The sequence below is a fragment of the Rhodoblastus sp. genome (assembly GCF_019449565.1).
Taxonomy (GTDB): Bacteria; Pseudomonadota; Alphaproteobacteria; order Rhizobiales; family Beijerinckiaceae; genus Rhodoblastus.
On the sequence record NZ_JAGRPM010000011.1, the window covers coordinates 109316 to 128796 of the forward strand.

The following is a 19481-nucleotide window of genomic DNA, read 5'->3' on the forward strand; positions in this document are numbered from 1 at the left end:
AGCGGGACTGTTCGTCGCAAGACGCAAAAATTTTAGGCGGGCCCTTCGCAAGAAGGGCCCGTTTTCGTTTGTTCGACACCGGCCAGAACACAAAAAAACCCCGCCGGATCGGCGGGGTTTGAATTCAGCTGCGAACAGGCTTCACGCGGCCTCGTCGACATCCGTCTCTTCGACGACAGCGGCTTCCTCACCCTTCGCCAGGCGGCGCGGGCCCTTCGAAAGCTGGCCTTCGATAAGCTTGAGCGATTCCGGGTCGCCAATTTTCTGCACGGCCGCGATTTCGCGGGCCATCCGGTCAAGCGCCGCTTCGTAAAGCTGGCGTTCGGAATAGGACTGCTCCGGCTGGACGTCCGAGCGATAGAGATCCCTCACGACCTCGGCGATCGCGACAAGGTCGCCCGAATTGATCTTGGCTTCATATTCTTGCGCGCGGCGCGACCACATGGTGCGCTTGATGCGCGCGCGGCCCATCAGGGTGTCGAGCGCCTTGCGGACGACATCGGCCTCGGCGAGCTTGCGCATGCCGACCGACGCCACCTTGGGGGTCGGAACCTTGAGAGTCATCTTGTCCTTGGCGAAGGAAATGACATAAAGCTCTAGCTTGAAACCGGCGACTTCCTGCTCCTCGATCGCGACGATTTGGCCAACGCCATGGGCCGGATAGACGATGAATTCATTGGACTTGAAGCTGGCCTTGGGGCTGGCGACTTTGCTGGGGATTTTTGTCTGGGACACGGTAACTTTGCTCGGATCGGAGGAACGAGGGGCTAACGGAGCGGCATCGGCCGCCAGAGTTGATTTTTTCTGCGTCACCTTGGTCCAATCACTGATGGTTCGAGGTCCACATTGACAGCTGAATCGATTGAGGAGAAACCACGCCAGTCGACTATTCAGCTGAATTCAGGCCATGACGAATGGTCGATCCCTCACGGCCGGCGCATTTGGGGAGCGCAAAACCCGCTATCTTGATGTCTGGAGCTTGTTTTCAGAACGCACCCTTAGCAGATCGCCCGCGCACTCCAGGGAGCGCGGCGCTATGGTCAACCCTCGGAAATGAAATCATGGAGAGATCATGACGTCGGGTCGCGTGAAACAACCTGCCGGGAGCCTCGCATTACCGCAAAACACCAATTTCCTGTCTACCGTGACCGGCGACCCGGAAATTTAATGGCCTGAGGTAAAAACAGGCTCCGCGCCGGAGCGGGAGCCGCTGACAATGTCAAAAATTAAGCGAGCGTTGGGCCAGATTGTTCTGGTAAAGAGCAATATCACAAGTTAACGCGCGAATCAAAGATTAATTGATTCGTCGCGAGAACGGGCAGCTCGATGGTTAAGCGCGGCGGCCAAAATGAGAAGCGCCGATAAGGTGGGCGCCGTCAGTCGCCTTGGCCGGCGTTCTTGCTGAAATAGGCGTCAAACTTGCCTTCACGCCCGTCGAATTCTTTCGCTTCCGGAAGTGCGTCGCGCTTGATCGTGACATTCGGCCAAATCTGGGCGTATTCCGCGTTCAATCCGAGCCACTTTTCGAGATCCGGCTCGGTGTCGGGCTTGATCGCTTCGGCGGGGCATTCCGGTTCGCAAACGCCGCAGTCGATGCATTCGTCGGGGTGAATGACGAGCATGTTCTCGCCTTCATAGAAACAATCGACCGGGCAGACCTCGACGCAATCCATATATTTGCACTTGATGCAGTTTTCGACGACGACGTAGGTCATTTGCCTCTCCGCGCGCGGCCCGATGCTCGCGCGTTCAACCCGATGCGGTGGCTAGCTAACGCTTTTGGCGCGGCCATGCAAGTCATTAGCGGCGAGTCGCCCCAACACAAGCTCCTCCCGATGAAGATCACGCGCCGACGGCGTCGCTGAACAATTCGGCGAGCTTTTCCGTCATGGCGCCGCCCAGTTCCTCAGCGTCGGTGATCGTGACCGCGCGGCGGTAATAGCGCGTGACGTCGTGACCGATGCCGATGGCGATCAGCTCGACCGGGGATCGCATTTCGATTTCCTCGATCTTCTGACGCAGATGACGCTCGAGATAGTGGCCGGGATTGACCGAGAGCGTCGAATCGTCGACCGGAGCGCCGTCCGAGATCATCATGAGAATCTTGCGCTGCTCCGGACGCCCCAGAAGCCTGCGATGCGCCCAATCGAGAGCCTCGCCGTCGATATTCTCCTTGAGCAGGCCTTCGCGCATCATCAGGCCAAGATTTTTCCGCGCGCGGCGCCAAGGCGCGTCAGCGGATTTATAAATGATATGGCGAAGATCGTTCAGCCGGCCCGGATTGAGCGGCTTGCCCGCCTGTAGCCAGGTCTCGCGCGACTGGCCGCCCTTCCAGGCGCGGGTCGTGAATCCCAGAATCTCCACCTTGACGCCGCAGCGCTCCAGCGTCCGCGCGAGAATGTCCGCGCAGGTCGCCGCCACGGTGATCGGTCGGCCGCGCATGGATCCGGAATTATCGATCAGCAGCGTGACGACGGTGTCGCGGAAATTCGAATCCTTCTCGCGCTTGAATGACAGCGGCGATTGCGGATCGACGACGACGCGAGACAGCCGCGCCGGGTCCAGCATGCCCTCTTCGAGGTCGAATTCCCACGCCCGGTTCTGCTGCGCCATCAGCCGCCGCTGCAGCCGGTTCGCAAGCCGCGCGACCACGGCGGAGAGGTTCTGCAACTGCTTGTCGAGATAGGCGCGGAGACGATCAAGCTCCTCGGGGTCGCAGAGTTCCTCCGCGTGAACGATCTCGTCGAATTGCGGCGCAAATGCGCGATATTCATTGCCGGCGAATGGCGCGGAATTGCTGGGCGGGCGATGGGCGGCCTCCGCCTCCTCTCCCTCGCCCGGATCGAGTTCGTCGGCCTCGTCGCCGGGCGGCCCCTCCTCGGTCTCCGTTTCTCCGTCGAGGATCTCGTCGGCGGCCTCCTCGGATCGCTCGGTTCTCTGGGCCTGCGAGGACTCGTCCTCCTGATCGCCGCCGGACTCCTCCGTCTGATCAGATTGCGGCTGATCGTCGGAGCCCTCGTCGTCTTCGTCCTGCTCCTCGGCGTCGCTTTGCTCGGCCATATCGAGATCGGAAAGGATTTTCCGCGTCAATTTCGCGAAAGCCTTCTGGTCCTCGATCGCGCCCGCCAGGCGCGTCAGATCAGCCTTGACGCGCGATTCGATCGTCTCGCGCCAAAGATCGACCAAATGTTCGGCGGCAGGCGGCGGCGGGGCTCCGGTCAGGACTTCGCGCGCCAGCAAGGCGAGCGCGTCTTCGATAGGCGCGTCCGCGCGCTGGCGAATCTCGGCATAGGCGCCGCGCTGGTAGCGATCTTCCAGCACCGCCGCAAGATTTTGCGAGACGCCGACCATGCGCCGCGCGCCAATGGCCTCGACCCGCGCCTGCTCCATCGCGTCGTAAATGGCGCGCCCCAAAGGCGCCTGCGGGGCGAATTTGCGATGAGTCTGAATATCGTGGCAGGCGATGCGCAAGGCGACCGCGTCGGCCTGGCCGCGCAGAATCGCCGCGTCGCGCGGCGTCATGCGGCGCGGCGGTTCGAACAGCCGGGCCTTGCCGCTATCCGCGCCGGCGATGACGCTCGCCTTTTCGGGGACGAAGGAAACCTCAAGCTCAGGCGCCCGCGCCATCGCCCGCAGGCAGGCAGAGACGGCGCGTTTTAAAGGCTCGTGCGGGCCTTCGCGCGGGGAGGAAGGTTTGACGTTCGACAGACTCACGCGGCGGTTCCGATCCGGTTGCGCGCGGGATGCGAAAAGGCCGCCCCGCTCAGCTCAAGGCCACATTGACCGCGCTTTCCGGCAATTCCTTCCCGAAAGAGCGCTGATAGAATTCAGCCACAAGCGGCCGCTCGAGCTCGTCGCATTTATTGAGGAAGGTCAGGCGGAAAGCGAAGCCGACATCGCCGAAGATCGCGGCGTTTTCCGCCCAGGTGATCACGGTTCGCGGACTCATGACGGTCGAAAGATCGCCCCCCATGAAGGCATTGCGGGTGAGATCGGCGACGCGCACCATCTTGTTGATGATGTCGAGGCTGTCCTTGTCCTTATGGAACTGCTTGACCTTGGCCGCGACAATATCGACCTCCTTGTCGTGCGGCAGATAGTTCAGGGTCGCGACGATCGACCAGCGGTCCATCTGCCCCTGATTGATCTGCTGCGTGCCGTGATAGAGGCCGGACGTGTCGCCGAGGCCAATGGTGTTCGCCGTCGCAAACAGCCGGAAAGCCGGGTGGGGACTGATGACCCGATTCTGGTCGAGCAGGGTCAGGCGTCCTGAAACTTCCAGGACGCGCTGGATCACGAACATGACGTCGGGCCGGCCGGCGTCATATTCGTCGAAGCAAAGAGCCACGTTATGTTGTAGCGCCCAAGGCAGGATGCCGTCACGGAATTCAGTCACCTGCTGTCCGTCGCGCAGGACGATCGCATCCTTGCCGACGAGATCGATGCGCGAGACATGGCTGTCAAGATTGACGCGGACGCAGGGCCAGTTCAGCCGCGCCGCCACTTGCTCGATATGGGTCGATTTGCCGGTGCCGTGATAACCGGAAACCATCACGCGGCGGTTGTAGGCGAAGCCCGCGAGAATGGCCAAGGTCGTCGTGCGGTCGAACAGATAATCCGGGTCGATGGCTGGGACATGCTCGTCGGCGACGGAAAAGGCCGGAACCTTCATGTCGGAATCGATCCCGAAAACCTCGCGCACCGAAACCATTTTGTCCGGGAGCCCCTGAACCAGCCCCGCAGAATGAGAAACTTGCATCAAACCTCCGTCTCCATTCCGCCAGAGGCAATTCCTGGCGGAGCGGATGATGACCGACTAACCTGCAAAGGCCTCAATCGAATTCAGACCCATGCGCGGCGGCCCTGACCTTTGCGCAACACGATAACCTTGCGGCCGCGCTCGCCACAAGGGGGCGGAAACCAGTTCCGAAAGAACGAGATCCCTAAAGCTCAAACTGCGCGCGACGATCTCAATACGTTATAAGCGTTGATGATCTCGCGAAGCCGGTCTTCATTCGAGCGATCGCCGCCATTGGCGTCCGGATGCAATCTCTTGACCAGTTCCTTGTAGCGCGCCTTGATTTCGTCCGGCCCGGCCTCGTCGTCCAGTCCGAGCACGTTCAGCGCCTTCAGCGCGACCACGCCGTGCCGTGGCGCGCGGGCGGTCCGACGGGTCGTCCCGCCGCCCTCGCCGCGCATGCTGAACGGATCGCGCATCGGGCCGGAGGCGGCGTCCTGCCGATTCGCGCCCATTTTCCATGTCGGCCTATGCCCCGTGAGGGCGTCCTTCTGGTAGAGCAGGACCGCCTCATCGCTCATGCCGTTAAAATAATTATAGGTCGCATTATATTCACGCACATGATCGAGGCAGAATGAGAAATACTGCCCTTCGCGCAATCGCCCCATCGGCGCGCGAAATTGTCCCGCCACGTCGCAGCCTGGATGCTGACAGCGTGGCCCCGACGGAGCGGTCTGAGCCGGGCCGGCGTTGCGTCGCGTCCGGATTCGATCGAAGATGGGGGAATTAAAGTCCATGTCGAACACAATATGGTCGAAGAGGCGGCCGGAGCAAGAACGCGAGATAGATTAAATCGCTTGACGGCCCGGCCCCGTCCCATGGAACCCAGGAGAATCAATATGGCGCAATCAGCTGAACAAACCGTCCGCGAACGCATGGAATCCAAACTGACGACGGCCTTCACGCCTCAATTCCTGAAGGTCATCGACGAATCGCACAAACACGCCGGTCACGCCGGCCATGACGGCGGCGCCGGCCATGGCGGCGAGACGCATTTCAGGGTCCAGATGATATCGCCCGGCTTTTCAGGCAAGAGCCGCATCGAGCGCCACCGCGCCGTCAACAGCCTTTTGGCCGAGGAAATTGCTGGCGGCGTCCACGCCCTCGCGCTCGAAATCAAGGCGCCGGGCGAGTGAATGTGGCGCGCCGCCATAAAAGAGTCTTAAAAGCGCGCTTCACAAGGCAGGTGTGGCGCAATGCCGGAAGCGGCGTAATTGCGTTTCGATCAGCCTGGTTCAAAACAGCCCGGCGGCAATGAACCAGCGGTTTCGCTCCGGTCCTGGCTCGAACCGTGCTTTCACTCCGCGCCGGAGCAATCCGGCCGAATTGGCGCGAGAATGATGACTGCTTCGAATCGCTTCAGGTTTCGACGGGTTCAGCTGGCTGTAATCGCAGCAGCTGTCCTGCTCCAGGGACCGCTCGGTGCAACAGCCTTTGCGGCGCACAAGCGCCCGGCGGCGCATGCGCAGGCGAAGGCCATACCGGTCCACCATACGCCGCCGCCCTTCATTGCGACGGATCTGGCGACCGGCCGCGTGATCGAGGCGCGCGACGCGACGCGCCCCTGGTATCCGGCCTCCGTCACCAAATTGATGACGGTTTATGTCGCGCTCAATGCGGTTCGGCAGGGCCGTCTCAGCCTCGACACCCCACTCGTTGTTTCGGCGCGCGCCGCGAATATGAAGCCGTCAAAAATGGGTTTCGCGCCAGGCTCGCAGGTGACGCTCGACAATGCGCTCAAGATGTTGATGGTGAAATCGGCCAATGACATCGCCGTCGCGATCGCCGAGGGCGTTTCCGGCTCCGTCGAATCCTTCGCCGCCGAAATGAACCAGACAGCCTCGGCGCTCGGCATGCGGGAATCGCATTTCGTCAATCCCAACGGCCTCCCCGATCCCGCCCATGTCAGCTCCGCGCGAGACATGGCCGTCCTCGGCCGCGCGCTGCTGCTCGGCTTTCCGCAATATGCCGATCTTTACAATATTGGCGCGCTGAAGCTCGGCGAACAGGTCATCCCGACCCACAACGGCCTGATTGGCCGCTATCCCGGCGCTGACGGCATGAAGACCGGCTTCACCTGCCCGGCGGGGTTCAACCTGGTCGCCAGCGCGACGCGCGGCGGACGGAAGGTCATTGTCGTGGTCATGGGCGATACGTCCGCGCGCGTCCGCACGGCGCATGCGGCGGACTTGCTGGACCGCGCCTTCGCGGCGTCGCAGCTCGGGGAGCCGGCCAGCGACCTGGCTTCGGTCGGCGGCGCGCCGCCTGACATGCGCGGCGAGATTTGCGTGAGGCGAAGCCAGAAAGCCCAGCTCGAGGCCGAAACGGAAGATTTTTCCGCCGCGATATCCTCCGCCACCGGATCGGCGCCGCCCGCGCCCGGCAATGGCGCGCAGATCGCCGCCTTGCCGCGTCCCGCCTATGACGCCGTCCCCGTTTTTATCGGCGCCGCGCCCGGTTATCAGGGGCCGGTCGCCGGACCGCGTCCCGCCAACACCCCCATCGGCGCCATCGCCTATGCGCAGCCGGAGCACGCCGCCGCGCCGTCGCCCATTAAGCCCGATCCCAAGGCGCTTCCCATGAAGCGCGAGGCGCAGGCCAAGCATAAGGCGAAGCCCGAGGCCAAGGCCAGCCACAAGCCAGCCCCCAGGGCCGCGGCCAAACCCGCCAAGGAACACCCAAAAACCGCGTCTCCGAAACCGGCCAAACATCCCGATAAAGCCGCGGCCGCCGCCAGCAAGACGGGGCAGAATTGACCAGCGGGCCTGGGGCCCGTCGCCCGGCGGCGCCGATTCCCGTGACCGTGCTCACCGGCTTCCTCGGCGCGGGGAAGACGACTTTGCTCAATCGGCTGCTGCAGGATCCGGCGCTGGCGCGCACGGTCGTCCTGATCAATGAATTTGGCGAGATCGGGCTTGACCATCTGTTCGTCGAGAAGATCGACGGCGACATGGTCATGATGGCCTCGGGCTGCCTCTGCTGCACGCTCCGGGGCGATCTGATCGACGCGCTCGAGAATCTGTTGCGCCGGCTCGACAACGGGCGCATCCCGCCCTTTGACCGCCTCATCATCGAGACGACGGGCCTGGCCGATCCCGCGCCCGTGCTGCACACGATCATGAGCCATCCCTATCTGCTGTTGCGCTTCCGGCTCGATGGCGTCGTGACCGTGGTCGACGCGGTCAATGGCGAGGCGACGCTGGTGGCTCATCCCGAGGCCGTCAGGCAGGCTGCCGTCGCCGACCGACTCGTGCTGTCCAAATGCGACCTGCTCCAGTCCGATGAGGAAAAACGGGCGCTGGAGCGTCTGCGCGAGCGCCTGTCGACCCTCAATCCGACCGCGCGCCTGCTGGACGTTTCCGAATCCTTCGACGCCGAACATCTGCTGGACGCTGGCCTGTATAATCCCGCGACCAAAGCCCCCGACGTCGCGCGCTGGCTGAATGCGGAAAATCTGGCCAAGGCGGATCACGACCATCGCCATGGGCATGGCAACGCGCATGACGACGTCAACCGCCATGGCGAATCCATTCGCGCCTTCTGCCTGACCAGCGAAACGCCGATGCCGCCCTCGGCTTGCGATCTGTTCCTCGAAATCCTGCGCAACGCCCACGGCCCCAATCTGCTTCGGGTCAAGGGAATTATCGCGCTCGCCGACGATCCGAACCGGCCCTTGATCATCCACGGCGTCCAGCACATTTTCCATCCGCCCGTGCGGCTTGACGCTTGGCCTGACGCCGATCACCGGACCAGAATCGTCTTCATCGTCAAGGATCTGAGTCCCCATTTCATTCAGGGGCTCCATGACGCTTTCGTCGGCAAGCCGAATATCGGCCAGCCAGACGCGATGGCGCTTGCCGACAATCCCCTCAAGCCGTCGCTCGGCGGTCTGCTGGCTTGAGACGAAAAGCCGACGCCCTAATGGCCTGAAACTTGATTGAACCGAACTGCTGGGGAGAGTTTCGAGGTTTTTCAGATCGAAATGATCCAGCAGCCCCATTTTGGCGCTGGCGCCTTCGAGCTTCCTGTTCTGAAGCGTCCTGCTCTGAAGCGACTTGGCCATCCGAATTGGCGCGGTTGACGGAAATGTTCAGACGTCCGCAATTCACGCATCAGCCCACCGCGTTCGGCGCGTCCGAGCGCTCCGGCCTGTTTGACGAACGCCGTTTCCATGGCCGCTGTGATGCGGATCGCTCTGTCCTTCCTGCTTTCGTCGAATGTATAGGAGCCGAACAGGCGCGGCGTCATATTGGGGCCTGGACCGACCTGACGACGCGCGCGCTTGAGTCGAACATCTTTCTGGATCCGGCCTTCGCCCTGCCGGCCGCGCAACATCTTTCCGACCAAAAATATCCCGAATTTTTGCTGGCCTGGGAGCAGGACAGAACATCGCCGCGCAAACGCCTCATTGCCGTCTGGCCCATTGTGCGGTCGCGCCTGTGGTTCGGTTCAACCCGCAAGACATGGGTGCACGACTATTGCTGTTCCGGAGCGCCGCTGCTTGACAAGGCTCAGGCGCTTCGCGGTCTCGATGCGATCTTTGATCATTTGCGGACGTCGAAAAGCCCCGCCTCCGTCCTTGCGATCTCACAAATCCGGGAACATGGCGCGACCGCTTCCCTTCTGCGCCGTTTTTCAGCGCTCAGGGGCCTCGCGCTCAACATCGTCGCGCAATATGACCGCGCCGCGCTCGACGCCGCGCAGCCCGGCGTCTCCGCGGCCGATTTCGTTTCGCGAAAAAAGAGGAAGGAGCTGGATCGCCAGCTGCGCCGTCTCCGCGATAAAGGGCCGCTGACTTTCGGCGTGGCGCGCGAAGGGGCCGACCTCGCGCGGCATATCGAATCCTTCCTCGCTCTCGAAACCAGCGGCTGGAAGGGGCGGGACGGCGGCGCATTTCTGAACAGGCCGAACCACGCCGCCTTTATCCGGTCGATGGCCCCAGCTTTGGGCGCAGAGGGAAAATGCCGGGTCTACTGGATGGCCTGCAAGGGAAAGCTCATTGCCAGCAATATCGTCTTCTTTGCCGGCGAGACCGCATATTTCTGGAAGACAGCTTATGACGAGGACTTCGCCTTCGCTTCGCCCGGCGTCTTGCTCGCCATGAGCATGACGGAATCCCTGTTGCGTGAGCCGGGACTTGGCACGGTTGATTCCTGCGCGATTTCGGATCATCCCATGATCGACCACATCTGGCGCGATCGGACGCCTATGGCCGACGTCATGCTGTCGCTGCGCGCCGATAAGCCGCACCAGCTCGAAGGCGCGGTTCAACGCGAATTGTTCCGCCGGCGCCTGCGCGAAAAAGCCAAATCGGCCTGGGCTCGTCTCGGATTCGCCTAAGCGCGAGGCAAGACATGAATTCAGGCGAAAATCGTCAGCGTCTCGATAAATGGCTTTGGCACGCACGCATCATCAAAACGCGCACCGGCGCCGCCCAGTTCATCATTCAAGGCCATGTCCGGGTCAATTCGAAACGAGTCGAGCAGTCGGCCAAGCCAGTCGGCGCCGGCGACGTACTCACCATCGCCTTTCACAATCGGGTCGTCGTTCTGGAGGTTCTGGCTTGCGCCGACAGGCGCGGCCCCTATGCCGAAGCGACGAAACTCTATCGGCTGATCGAGGGCAGATTGGGGCCAAGTCTCGAAACGCCCGAAAGCCCGGATTGATCAAAAAAAGCGCCCGCTCAGGATTGAGCGGACGCCGATATCAGAGCCCTGATTGAGCTCGATCAACCTTCGAGCAAACGGCGCGCGATCACCTGCGCCTGGATTTCCGCCGCGCCTTCGAAAATATTCAGAATGCGGGCGTCGCAAAGGACGCGCGAAACCGGATATTCCAGCGCGAAACCATTGCCGCCGTGAATTTGCAGAGCATTGTCCGCCGCCGCCCAGGCGACGCGGGCGCCGAGCAGTTTCGCTTGCCCCGCCTCGAGATCGCAGCGCTTGCCCTCGTCCTTCGCGCGCGCCGCGAAATAGGTGAGCTGGCGCGCGATATGGATTTCCACCGCCATCATGGCGATCTTGTCAGCCACGCGCGGGAAGTGGATCAAGGCTTTGCCGAACTGGATGCGCTCCTTCGCATAGCGCAAGCCCAGCTCCATCGCGGATTGCGCCACGCCGACCGCGCGTGCGGCAGTCTGAATGCGGGCGCCCTCGAACGTCTGCATCAACTGCTTGAAGCCCTGGCCCTCGACGCCGCCGAGCAGGTTTTCGACGGGAACTTCGAAACCGTCGAAAGCGATTTCATATTCCTTCATGCCGCGATAGCCGAGCACTTCGATCTCGCCGCCGGACATGCCCTTGGCCGGGAAGGGATTGGAATCGTCGCCGCGCGGCTTTTCAGCCAGCAGCATGGACAGGCCCTTGTAGCCCGGCTCGCTGGGATTGGTGCGGGTCAGCACCGTCATCAGATCGGCGCGAACCGGATGGGTGATCCAGGTCTTGTTGCCATTGACGACATATTTGTCGCCCTCGCGCACGGCGCGGGTCCGCAGCGACGCGAGGTCGGAACCGGTATTCGGCTCCGTGAAGACCGCCGTTGGAAGGATTTCGCCAGAGGCGATCTTCGGCAGATATTTTTCCTTCTGTTCCTGCGTGCCGCCGCAAAGGATCAGTTCGCCCGCGATTTCCGAGCGGGTGCCGAGCGAGCCGACGCCAATATAGGCGCGCGACAATTCTTCCGTGACGACGCACATCGCCACTTTGCCGAGGCCCATGCCGCCATATTCCTCCGGCACGGTCAGGCCGAACACGCCGAGGTCTGCGAGGCCCTGGATGATTTCGAGCGGAATATAGGCGTTCTTCAAATGCCATTCATGCGCATGGGGCAGCACTTCGGCTTCCGCATATTTGCGAATTTCTTCGCGAATGGCCTCAAGCGTCTCGTCGAGACCCGGCGAGCCAACGGTTGCCGAGGCTTCGGCATGATCGACCAGATCAACCAGGCGCGCGCGGTTGGGCGCGGTATTGCCGGTCGCGATCAGGGTTTCGATCGCGGCGATGCGCTTTGCCGCAATCGTTTCATTGGCAAGGCCGAAATCGCCAAGACGGATGAACTCGCCCTGGCTCATCGGGATGCCGCCGAAGATCTGGGCGAGATATTCGCCGACGCCGATCCGGGTCAGCAGATCCTCGGTCTCGCCATAGCGGCCTTCGGCCTTCTGACGCTCCGCGTAGGCCAGCAATTCGCGGACGGATTCGACATAGGTCGCGAGCCAGGCGATGCCATGCGCCGCATGCTGCTCACGCTCGATCGCCGCATTGGACAACTTGCCGTTTTCGGTCACCTTGGCGCGAACGCTGGCGACCGCCTCGGCATAAAGGGCTTCGATGGCGTGGTTCGCCTCGCGGCCGAGCTCGAAAAATTCGTCGGTGGCGATCGTGTGCGCGGCCTGCGTCATCCGGGACTCCTGATCTGGCTGCTACGGGCTTGATAGAGATCAATCTGTGACTTTATTGCCAGCCCGGATGCCGCAGCGCAATATGTCTTGGCGTCAGGCCAAGCCCTTCTTTCGCAGGAGCGCGTCGAATTCCGGCTTGCGCCCACGGAACAAGGCATAGGCCTCGTTGGGATCGCGCTGGTTGCCGGCGGCGTAAACATAGTCCCGCAGTCGTCCCGCGACCTCCGGATCGAAAATGTCGCCGGTTTCCTCGAAGGCCGCGAAGCCGTCCGCGTCCAAAGCCTCCGACCAGAGATAGCTGTAATAGCCGGCCGCATAACCGTCGCCGGCGAAAATATGGGAAAAATGCGGCGTCCGGTGGCGCATCACGATCTGCGACGGCATGCCGATGCCGGCCAGGATTTCCTTTTCGGCGGCGATGATGTCCTTCGGCGGCTCGCTTCTCGAATGGAGCAGGAAATCGACAAAAGCCGAGCCGCAAAATTCGACCGTCGCAAAGCCCTGGCTGAAATTGCGCGCGGCGATGACCCGGTCGATCATCTGCTGCGAAATAGGCGCGCCCGTCTCGTGGTGGATCGCGAATTTTTCCAGGATTTCCGGCCGCAAGGCCCAATGTTCATAGAGTTGCGACGGCAGTTCGACGAAATCGGTCGGCGTCGCCGTGCCGCTCATCGACGGATAGACGACATCGGACAGCATGCCATGCAAGGCGTGGCCGAATTCGTGGAACAGGGTCAGCACTTCGGTCAAGGTCAGCAAGGCCGGGCGGCCGGGAACCGGTTTCGAGAAGTTCATGACATTGACGATGATCGGCCGAATTTCGCCGCCGAGCTTTTTCTGGCTGCGGAAATTCGACATCCAGGCGCCGGAGCGCTTGCCGGAGCGCGCATAATAATCGCCCAGGAATAGCGCCACATGGCGGCCCGCCCGATCCGTGACCTCGAAAACCTGCACGTCAGGATGATAGGGGGGCGCGTCGGAGTTCGGGGCAAAACGCAAGCCGAACAGCCGTTCCGCGCAATAGAACGCCGCCTCGATCATTTTATCGAGCTGGAAATAGCCCGACAGCTCGCTCTGATCGATGTCATATTCGCTCAGGCGCAGCTTTTCGGAATAATAGCGCCAGTCATGGGCGGCGATCTGAAAATTCGCGCCTTCCGCATCGGCGACGGCCTGCAGCGCTTCGCATTCCCGGGCGGCCTTGGCGCGCGCGGGCGCCCACACCTTGTCCAGCAAATCGAGCGCGGCCTGGGGCGCGCCGGCCATGGTCGGCTCCAGCTTGTAATCGGCGAAGGTTGCGTAACCCAGCAGATTTACGCGCTCGTTGCGCAGGGCGAGGATCTCGCTGATCAGACCCCGATTATCCGTCGCGCCATCATGTTCGCCGCGCGCGATCCAGGCCTTGAACAATTCCTCGCGCAAATCGCGACGATGGGCGTGGCTCAGGAAAGGCTCGACGCACGATCGGGACAAGGTCAGCGCGAAGGGGCGCGCGGCGTTGCGATCCGCGGCCGTTTGCGCGGCGGCGGCCTTCACATCCCCGGGCACGCCCGACAGATCGGCCTCATCCAGCGGCAGCACGAAATTATTCTCGTCGGCAAGGACGTTTTGCGCGAACGCCATTTCGAGGCTTGCAAGTCGTTCCGCGATTTCCGCAAAACGCGCGCGAGCGCCGCCCTCAAGCCTGGCGCCGGAGCGAATGAAGCTCTTGTAAGTCAACTCCAAAAGCCGCGCCTGCTCGTCGGTCAGGGGCAAGCCTTCCCGTTGATCGTAAAGGGCGGCGACGCGCGCGAACAAGCCTTCATTGAGCGAAATCGCGGCGAAATGCCGGGCGAGAACCGGAGACATTTCGCGCTCGACGACGCGCAATTCTTCGGTCGAATCCGTTCCGGTGAGATTCCAGAAGACCCCGCCGATCCGATTCAGGCTCTGGCCCGCCAGCTCCAGCGCGTCGATCGTGTTGCTGAAGGTCGGAGGCTCGCGATTTTCGACAATCGCGGCGATTTCCGCTTCATGCTCACGCAAGGCGACCTCGAAGGCCGGGCGGTAATGCTCGGTTTTGATCGCCTCGAAAGGCGGGATCTCGAAAGGCGTGTTCCAGTCGGAGAGAAGCGGGTTTTGCGCGTCCATGAAAATCTCCCTTTCCGCACAGATAGGACTCCCTCCGCCGTGAAGCCAGCGCTTGCGCTCGTTAATTTCCCAGCCCAGCAAATTATTGCTAAATGGGCGTCCATGGAAGTTTTGCCCCGGAGGGGCGATTTGCGAAAAAACGCCCGTCTCTTGCTCGACGCCGCCCGGAATTTCGAAAGAGACGACGGCTACGCCATGGCGAGCCATATTGCTCTGGCCGGTCTGACTGCGATCTTTCCTTTCCTTATCGTCGTGACCAGTCTCGCCGGCCTGTTCGGCGTGCAGCCTTTGGCGGACGAGGCGTCTTCCGCCTTTTTCGATATCTGGCCGCAACGCGTCGCAGCGCCGATCCTGCTCGAAATCCATAACGTGCTGAGCAACCGGCACGGCGGCCTGCTGACGATCAGCGCCGCGCTCGCGGTCTATTTTTCATCGAGCGGCGTCGAGGCCTTGCGGACCGGCCTCAACCGGGCCTATGGCGCGCCCGAGACCCGGCCCTGGTGGCGGCTGCGAATCCAATCGATCGGCTATGTCTTCATCGGCGCGCTCGCCTTGCTCGCCATGGCCTTCCTGCTCATCCTCGGACCGACCTTGTGGGAGGCCGCGCTCAAGCAGGCGCCGGCTCTGGACGCCTTCAACACCAAGGTCGAGGTCGGACGCTATGCGATCGCGACCATCATCCTGCTCGCCGCGCTGATCATTGCGCACAAGGTCTTGCCCAATGTGAAGCTCACCCTGCGCCAGACCGCGCCCGGCGTGATCCTGACCTTTTGCGCCTGGATGATTTTCGCGTCGGCCTTCGGGTCCTATATCGCCCGCTTCGCCTTGAATTACGTGGCGACTTACGCCGGTCTGGCGTCGGTCATGATCGCCATTGTCTTTCTCTATTCGCTCGCCGCGATCTTTATTTTTGGGGCCGAACTGAATGCGGCGATTGAAAGCCGACGTCATGCGCGCGATGCAAACGGAAATCGCTGATCAGGCGGCGCGGCGCGCCAGCAGATCCTCGGGCGCGCCGAAATATTCGATATAGCGCCCTTCGATCTCGTTGATCGGCATGACGACGAATACATCGGTCACGCCGAATTGGCGATCGACGACGGCGCCTTCGCCGAATTTTGCGCCGACCCGCATATAGCCCTTGATCAGCGGCGGCAGCGAGGCCAACGCGCGCTTGACGTCGACCTGCTCCTTTTCCAGACGATTCATCGTCACGAAGCGCTGCGGCAAGGGGTTGACGACCCATTCCGGCGCGGCCTTGGCGTGATGAAAAAGAAAGCTCAACTGCGGCGCGAGCTTGTCCGGATCAGTCCCGTCAAGGCTTGCACAGCCGATCATCGCATCGATACGGTAATGCTTCACATAGGTCCAGATTCCGCGCCAAAGCATTTCAATCGTTTTCTTGCCGCGATAATCGGCGAGAACGCAAGACCGCCCGAGCTCAAGGAAACGCGAGTTGGGATGGCGCGCGAGAAGCAGTCCGATGTCGAATTCCTGCGCGCTGTAAAAACCGAAATTTTCCTGCGCGACCTCGTGGCGCAGCAGGCGATAGGCTCCCACGACCTTCGGCTTGATCTTGCCGAAGCGATTGCGTGCGGCGTGATCGATCACCAGAAGATGATCGCAAACCTTGTCGAAACGGCAGATGTCACGGCGAACCAGCGCCCCGGCGCCGTCCGGAGCCGCCCCGCCCTCCTCGAAGAAAACCCTATAGCGCAAGCGCTGCGCCTTGCGGATGTCCGATTTCTTCGTAGCAAGGCGCAATTCGAGCGAGCCTGACCAACCGAGATTCGGACCCAAGCCCTCGTGGGAAAACGAGCCCCGCCAGGCGCCGAAACGGCCGATCATCCCGGGGCCGGACTCTTTCGGCTTTTTCGGAAGGAACGGGATCTTTGACGACAGACCCGCGATCACGGCCAATCCGTTCATAAAAGCGCTTCCCTGAATGACGCCAGCCTTCGCTTTGGGTTGAGCATATTTATGGCGAAGTCGATACGGAAATATGACATCCGCCTTCAAAGCGCGCGCCGCGCAGGCGGCGAAACGCCTTGCGGACCGATCGCGCGGGCCAGCTCGTTCAGATCGACGGGCTTGGTCAGAAATCCATCCATTCCGGCGGCCTCGGCCGCCAAGCGATCTTCTTCTGCGGCGTTGGCGGTTAGCGCGATCATGCGGATTCGATCCGACGCTGGTTTCTTTTCAACTGCACGAATTTGGCGGGCGGCGGAGAATCCATCGAGGCGCGGCATTCGAATGTCCATCAGCACGGCGTCGAACTCGCCAAAATTCGCGCAAACGAGAGCGACCGCCTCGGCCCCGTCGCGCGCACGGACCATCTGTGCGCCAAGACGTGAGAGATGGCGTTCGATGAGCAGGGCGTTGATATCATTGTCTTCCGCCAGCAGGATCTTGCGCCCGGCCAGTGGCTGCGCGATCCCGTTCCGCAAGGACGCGTCGCGGGCGACGGAAAACGGCGCGCGCGTCGAGCCCAGCCGCGCATGAAGGGTTTGGAGGCGGACCGGCTTGACCAGCCAGCCATCGCAATCCTTGACCAGGGCCTCTCCAAACGCCCTGCGCTCGAAAGGGGAAAACAGGACGAGATTGCTTTTCGCTCCGCTTTTGCGCGCCTCGACGACCACGCGATGGGTCGCCTCCTCGCCCAATGCGCAATCGACGATCACCAGATCGGGCGTTTTTTCACGCAAGAGCCTCAATGCTTCCGCCTCATCCCCGACGCGAAACACCTTGGCCCCCAGTTCGGCCAGCCGCTCGGCCAGGAACGGGCCGCCAAATGGCGAGTCGGCGACAATCAAGGCCGTCTTTCCGTTCAACCCTGATGGCGGCTCCTGGATCTGCGCCGAGGTTTCCGCCTGAGGCAGGGCGATCGAGAAGCAGAACACCGAGCCATCAGGATCCGACCGCTCCAATTGCAGATCGCCACCCATCAACTCAACCAGCAATTTCGATATGGCGAGACCAAGCCCCGTCCCCTCGTGCCGGCGGGTCATGGACCCGTCCACCTGTTCGAACTCCTCGAAAATGGATTGGCGCCGATCTTCGGGCACGCCCGGACCCGTGTCACATACCGAAAAATGAATCTTCCCCCCCGGCTCCTGCCTGACGACGATGCCTACTCCGCCCTTCTCGGTAAATTTCACGGCGTTGCCCGCGAGATTCATCAGAACCTGCCGAAGGCGTTCCGAATCGCCGAATACGCGATGGGGGATGGCGCGATCGATTGAAGTCGCGATTTCGATCCCCTTGCCCTGAGCGCGCGGAGCCAGCAATTCCGCGATGCCCTCGATCAGCGCCTGCAGGTCGAACGCCGCCCTGTTGAGATCGAGCTTGCCGGCCTCGATCTTGGAAAAATCGAGAATTTCATTGATGAGAGACGACAGGGATTCGCCTGACAGCCGGATCGCGTCGACATAGGTCAGTTGTTCCGCCGTCAAATCCGTCGCCGTCAGCAACTCGGCCATTCCCAGAATGCCGGTCAGCGGAGTCCGGACCTCATGGCTGACCATGGCGAGAAAGCGCGACTTTGCTTCATTTGCGGCTTCGGCCTTGTTCAGCGCGCTGGCGGTCGCCTTCAACTCCCAGATTTCGTCGAGCAGGCGCTCCTTTTCCTTCTCGGCGAGACCCTGCTGGCGGCGCGCGGCGCGAATGAAATAGAGCGCAACGGCCGCAGACAAAGCCGCGACCACCGCCAATAGCGCCAAATTCGTCGTCAAAGTCCCCATCATCATCGGCGCCAGTGCAATCGACAGACGCGCCAGCAGCTTATCGCCGCACGGCAAGTCGCGACGGAATACTAGCGTTCGGCGCTGAATCTTTCGTTTCGCTATGCAGCCATTTCATTGCGATCCGACGCCGCGCGGTAGGAAAGCGCTTCCGCGAGATGCGGACGCCCGACATGGTCCGCTCCCTGAAGGTCTGCGATCGTGCGCGCCAATTTGAGCACGCGATGAAAACCGCGCGCCGAAAGCCGCAGCTTTTCCGAGGCGTCGCGGATCAGCCTGATCCCCGGCTCATCCAGACTCACGATCTGTTCGACAAGCGCGGCGGGAGCGGAGGCGTTGCAGGAAATGTCCGGGCGCCCGAGCTGTTGAAAGCGTTCGCGCTGGATTTCGCGCGCGGCGGCGACGCGGGCGGCAACCTCCGCCGAACCCTCGGCAGGCGGCGGCAGGATCAGGTCCGATGTGAAACACAAAAGACCATCGGATTCCTGCCACCTCAGCATTACAATTAACCAAAAAGTTAGCCAGACTCTCGCCATAAGTTAACGAGACTCTTTATATAGGACCATAATTATATGAGACTCATTTCACTTTTTGAACAACGCCCAATCGGAAAGACATACGGTTCCATTCGAAGCCGGATACCGCTGCGCACGCCGTCAGGCCCTCAACTGACCGAGTCCGAACTCGAAACGGAACTCGTCGAACAGCTAAACTTCTCCACGCGCGTCATCGACATCATCACCCAGCCGATAATACGGTACAAAAAAGGCGACCTGGACCGACGCTACACCCCTGACGTCGTTTTTGAGGTCTATCCCGACGCGACCCGAACTTGGCGCTATTATGTGATCGAAATCAAAAAGGAGGCAGATCTTCGAATCAATAAGGCAAAATACGAAGAGAAATTCGCAGTAGGCCGGGATTGGTGCGCTCAAAATTTTATGAATTTCCGGGTGATCGCCGAAAAACACCTCCGGACGCCATATTTGCGAAACACCCGCCTTCTGAGCCAGCAATTTCGTCGAGAACCAGACCATAATCACCTTAGCGCCCTGTTAAGCGTAACGGCAGGCGCGCCTACTCGCATCGCTGACGCCATCAACGCCATGATTCGCGCCGGGTTCAACGAACCCCTTTGCCGCGAAACGATCGAGCGCGCAGTCGCCAACCGTTTCGTCGAATGCGACCTTTCGATCCCCTTCACAGACGACTCAATCCTGTTCACCGCTGACGTCAACCTTGCCGACAGCACTGACCGCGACCCAATCTTGAAAGCGATCCGTACCGCCGAAACGCCGTAAAATTTACTCTCGAATAGGAAACTTGCTCTAAGACTCTGCTTTAGCGGACATAATGAGCGAACGACCTTGGCAAAAATCTCGACGCGGAAGGGATCTGTAGTTCAATACGGCGG

Annotated in this window: 16 protein-coding genes and 1 pseudogene; 7 read left to right on the top strand and 10 right to left on the bottom strand. The window is 61.4% G+C overall.

Annotation, left to right across the window (positions count from 1 at the left end):
• Positions 1–141 precede the first annotated feature (141 nt).
• The 5 genes from QZ409_RS02415 to QZ409_RS02435 form a co-directional block, all read right to left on the bottom strand.
• Entirely contained in the window at positions 142–735 is a 594-nt protein-coding gene (locus tag QZ409_RS02415; protein WP_296706735.1) for a CarD family transcriptional regulator, read from the bottom strand.
• Between the two features lie 641 nt (positions 736–1376).
• On the bottom strand, positions 1377–1715 hold the full coding sequence (fdxA, locus tag QZ409_RS02420; protein WP_296706737.1) for a ferredoxin FdxA: 339 nt from the start codon (positions 1713–1715) through the stop codon (positions 1377–1379).
• Between the two features lie 127 nt (positions 1716–1842).
• Positions 1843–3714, bottom strand: a complete 1872-nt coding sequence (cobT, locus tag QZ409_RS02425) for a cobaltochelatase subunit CobT (protein ID WP_296706739.1) — start codon at positions 3712–3714, stop codon at positions 1843–1845.
• Positions 3715–3763: 49 nt separating this feature from the next.
• On the bottom strand, positions 3764–4762 hold the full coding sequence (cobS, locus tag QZ409_RS02430) for a cobaltochelatase subunit CobS (protein ID WP_296706741.1): 999 nt from the start codon (positions 4760–4762) through the stop codon (positions 3764–3766).
• Between the two features lie 188 nt (positions 4763–4950).
• The gene (locus tag QZ409_RS02435; protein WP_342394821.1) at positions 4951–5430 is read right to left on the bottom strand and encodes a J domain-containing protein; all 480 of its coding nucleotides are present in this window, start codon (positions 5428–5430) and stop codon (positions 4951–4953) included.
• Positions 5431–5637: 207 nt separating this feature from the next.
• Here QZ409_RS02435 and QZ409_RS02440 point away from each other — a divergent pair, with 207 nt between their 5' ends.
• From QZ409_RS02440 to QZ409_RS02460, 5 genes are all read left to right on the top strand, one after another.
• Positions 5638–5934: a BolA family protein gene (locus QZ409_RS02440; protein WP_296706745.1), complete on the top strand. Its 297-nt coding sequence runs from the start codon at positions 5638–5640 to the stop codon at positions 5932–5934.
• A 201-nt stretch (positions 5935–6135) separates the two neighbouring features.
• Complete coding sequence (locus tag QZ409_RS02445; RefSeq protein ID WP_296706747.1) at positions 6136–7554, top strand: serine hydrolase; 1419 nt, start codon at positions 6136–6138, stop codon at positions 7552–7554.
• A gap of 41 nt (positions 7555–7595) precedes the next feature.
• Positions 7596–8699: a GTP-binding protein gene (locus QZ409_RS02450; protein ID WP_296706750.1), complete on the top strand. Its 1104-nt coding sequence runs from the start codon at positions 7596–7598 to the stop codon at positions 8697–8699.
• A gap of 185 nt (positions 8700–8884) precedes the next feature.
• Entirely contained in the window at positions 8885–10138 is a 1254-nt protein-coding gene (locus tag QZ409_RS02455) for a GNAT family N-acetyltransferase (RefSeq protein WP_296706753.1), read from the top strand.
• A 14-nt stretch (positions 10139–10152) separates the two neighbouring features.
• Positions 10153–10464: an RNA-binding S4 domain-containing protein gene (locus QZ409_RS02460; RefSeq protein WP_296706755.1), complete on the top strand. Its 312-nt coding sequence runs from the start codon at positions 10153–10155 to the stop codon at positions 10462–10464.
• Between the two features lie 62 nt (positions 10465–10526).
• Here the strand turns inward: QZ409_RS02460 and QZ409_RS02465 are convergent, their stop codons facing one another.
• Together QZ409_RS02465 and QZ409_RS02470 are read right to left on the bottom strand one after the other, a co-directional pair.
• Positions 10527–12197: an acyl-CoA dehydrogenase family protein gene (locus QZ409_RS02465; protein ID WP_296706756.1), complete on the bottom strand. Its 1671-nt coding sequence runs from the start codon at positions 12195–12197 to the stop codon at positions 10527–10529.
• A gap of 93 nt (positions 12198–12290) precedes the next feature.
• Entirely contained in the window at positions 12291–14327 is a 2037-nt protein-coding gene (locus tag QZ409_RS02470; protein WP_296706758.1) for a M3 family metallopeptidase, read from the bottom strand.
• 129 nt (positions 14328–14456) lie between these two features.
• Between QZ409_RS02470 and QZ409_RS02475 the strand changes: the two genes are divergently transcribed.
• A complete protein-coding gene (locus QZ409_RS02475; RefSeq protein ID WP_296706761.1) occupies positions 14457–15305 on the top strand; it encodes a YihY/virulence factor BrkB family protein in 849 nt (282 codons plus the stop codon).
• On the opposite strand, the gene QZ409_RS02480 is transcribed toward QZ409_RS02475, so the two are convergent.
• The 3 genes and pseudogenes from QZ409_RS02480 to QZ409_RS02490 all read right to left on the bottom strand — a co-directional run.
• Entirely contained in the window at positions 15306–16175 is an 870-nt protein-coding gene (locus tag QZ409_RS02480; protein ID WP_296706793.1) for a GNAT family N-acyltransferase, read from the bottom strand.
• Between the two features lie 167 nt (positions 16176–16342).
• Positions 16343–18058 carry a response regulator gene (locus QZ409_RS02485; protein ID WP_296706763.1) on the bottom strand — a complete coding sequence of 572 codons (1716 nt, stop codon included), beginning with the start codon at positions 18056–18058 and terminating at the stop codon, positions 16343–16345.
• Positions 18059–18168: 110 nt separating this feature from the next.
• A pseudogene (locus tag QZ409_RS02490) lies at positions 18169–18525 on the bottom strand (ATP-binding protein); the annotation flags it as partial.
• A 114-nt stretch (positions 18526–18639) separates the two neighbouring features.
• On the opposite strand from QZ409_RS02490, the gene QZ409_RS02495 reads away from it, so the two are divergent.
• Positions 18640–19368: a TnsA endonuclease N-terminal domain-containing protein gene (locus tag QZ409_RS02495; RefSeq protein ID WP_296706765.1), complete on the top strand. Its 729-nt coding sequence runs from the start codon at positions 18640–18642 to the stop codon at positions 19366–19368.
• The last annotated feature ends 113 nt before the right edge of the window (positions 19369–19481 follow it).

Excerpts from the sequence above, each read along its gene's own strand:
- QZ409_RS02495 (WP_296706765.1), top strand. The coding sequence starts at position 18,640 with ATGAGACTCATTTCACTTTTTGAACAACGCCCAATCGGAAAGACATAC.
- fdxA (WP_296706737.1), bottom strand. The coding sequence starts at position 1,715 with ATGACCTACGTCGTCGTCGAAAACTGCATCAAGTGCAAATATATGGAT.
- QZ409_RS02480 (WP_296706793.1), bottom strand. The coding sequence starts at position 16,175 with ATGATCGGCCGTTTCGGCGCCTGGCGGGGCTCGTTTTCCCACGAGGGC.
- QZ409_RS02440 (WP_296706745.1), top strand. The coding sequence starts at position 5,638 with ATGGCGCAATCAGCTGAACAAACCGTCCGCGAACGCATGGAATCCAAA.
- QZ409_RS02455 (WP_296706753.1), top strand. The coding sequence starts at position 8,885 with ATGTTCAGACGTCCGCAATTCACGCATCAGCCCACCGCGTTCGGCGCG.
- QZ409_RS02445 (WP_296706747.1), top strand. The coding sequence starts at position 6,136 with ATGATGACTGCTTCGAATCGCTTCAGGTTTCGACGGGTTCAGCTGGCT.
- QZ409_RS02465 (WP_296706756.1), bottom strand. The coding sequence starts at position 12,197 with ATGACGCAGGCCGCGCACACGATCGCCACCGACGAATTTTTCGAGCTC.
- QZ409_RS02460 (WP_296706755.1), top strand. The coding sequence starts at position 10,153 with ATGAATTCAGGCGAAAATCGTCAGCGTCTCGATAAATGGCTTTGGCAC.
- QZ409_RS02470 (WP_296706758.1), bottom strand. The coding sequence starts at position 14,327 with ATGGACGCGCAAAACCCGCTTCTCTCCGACTGGAACACGCCTTTCGAG.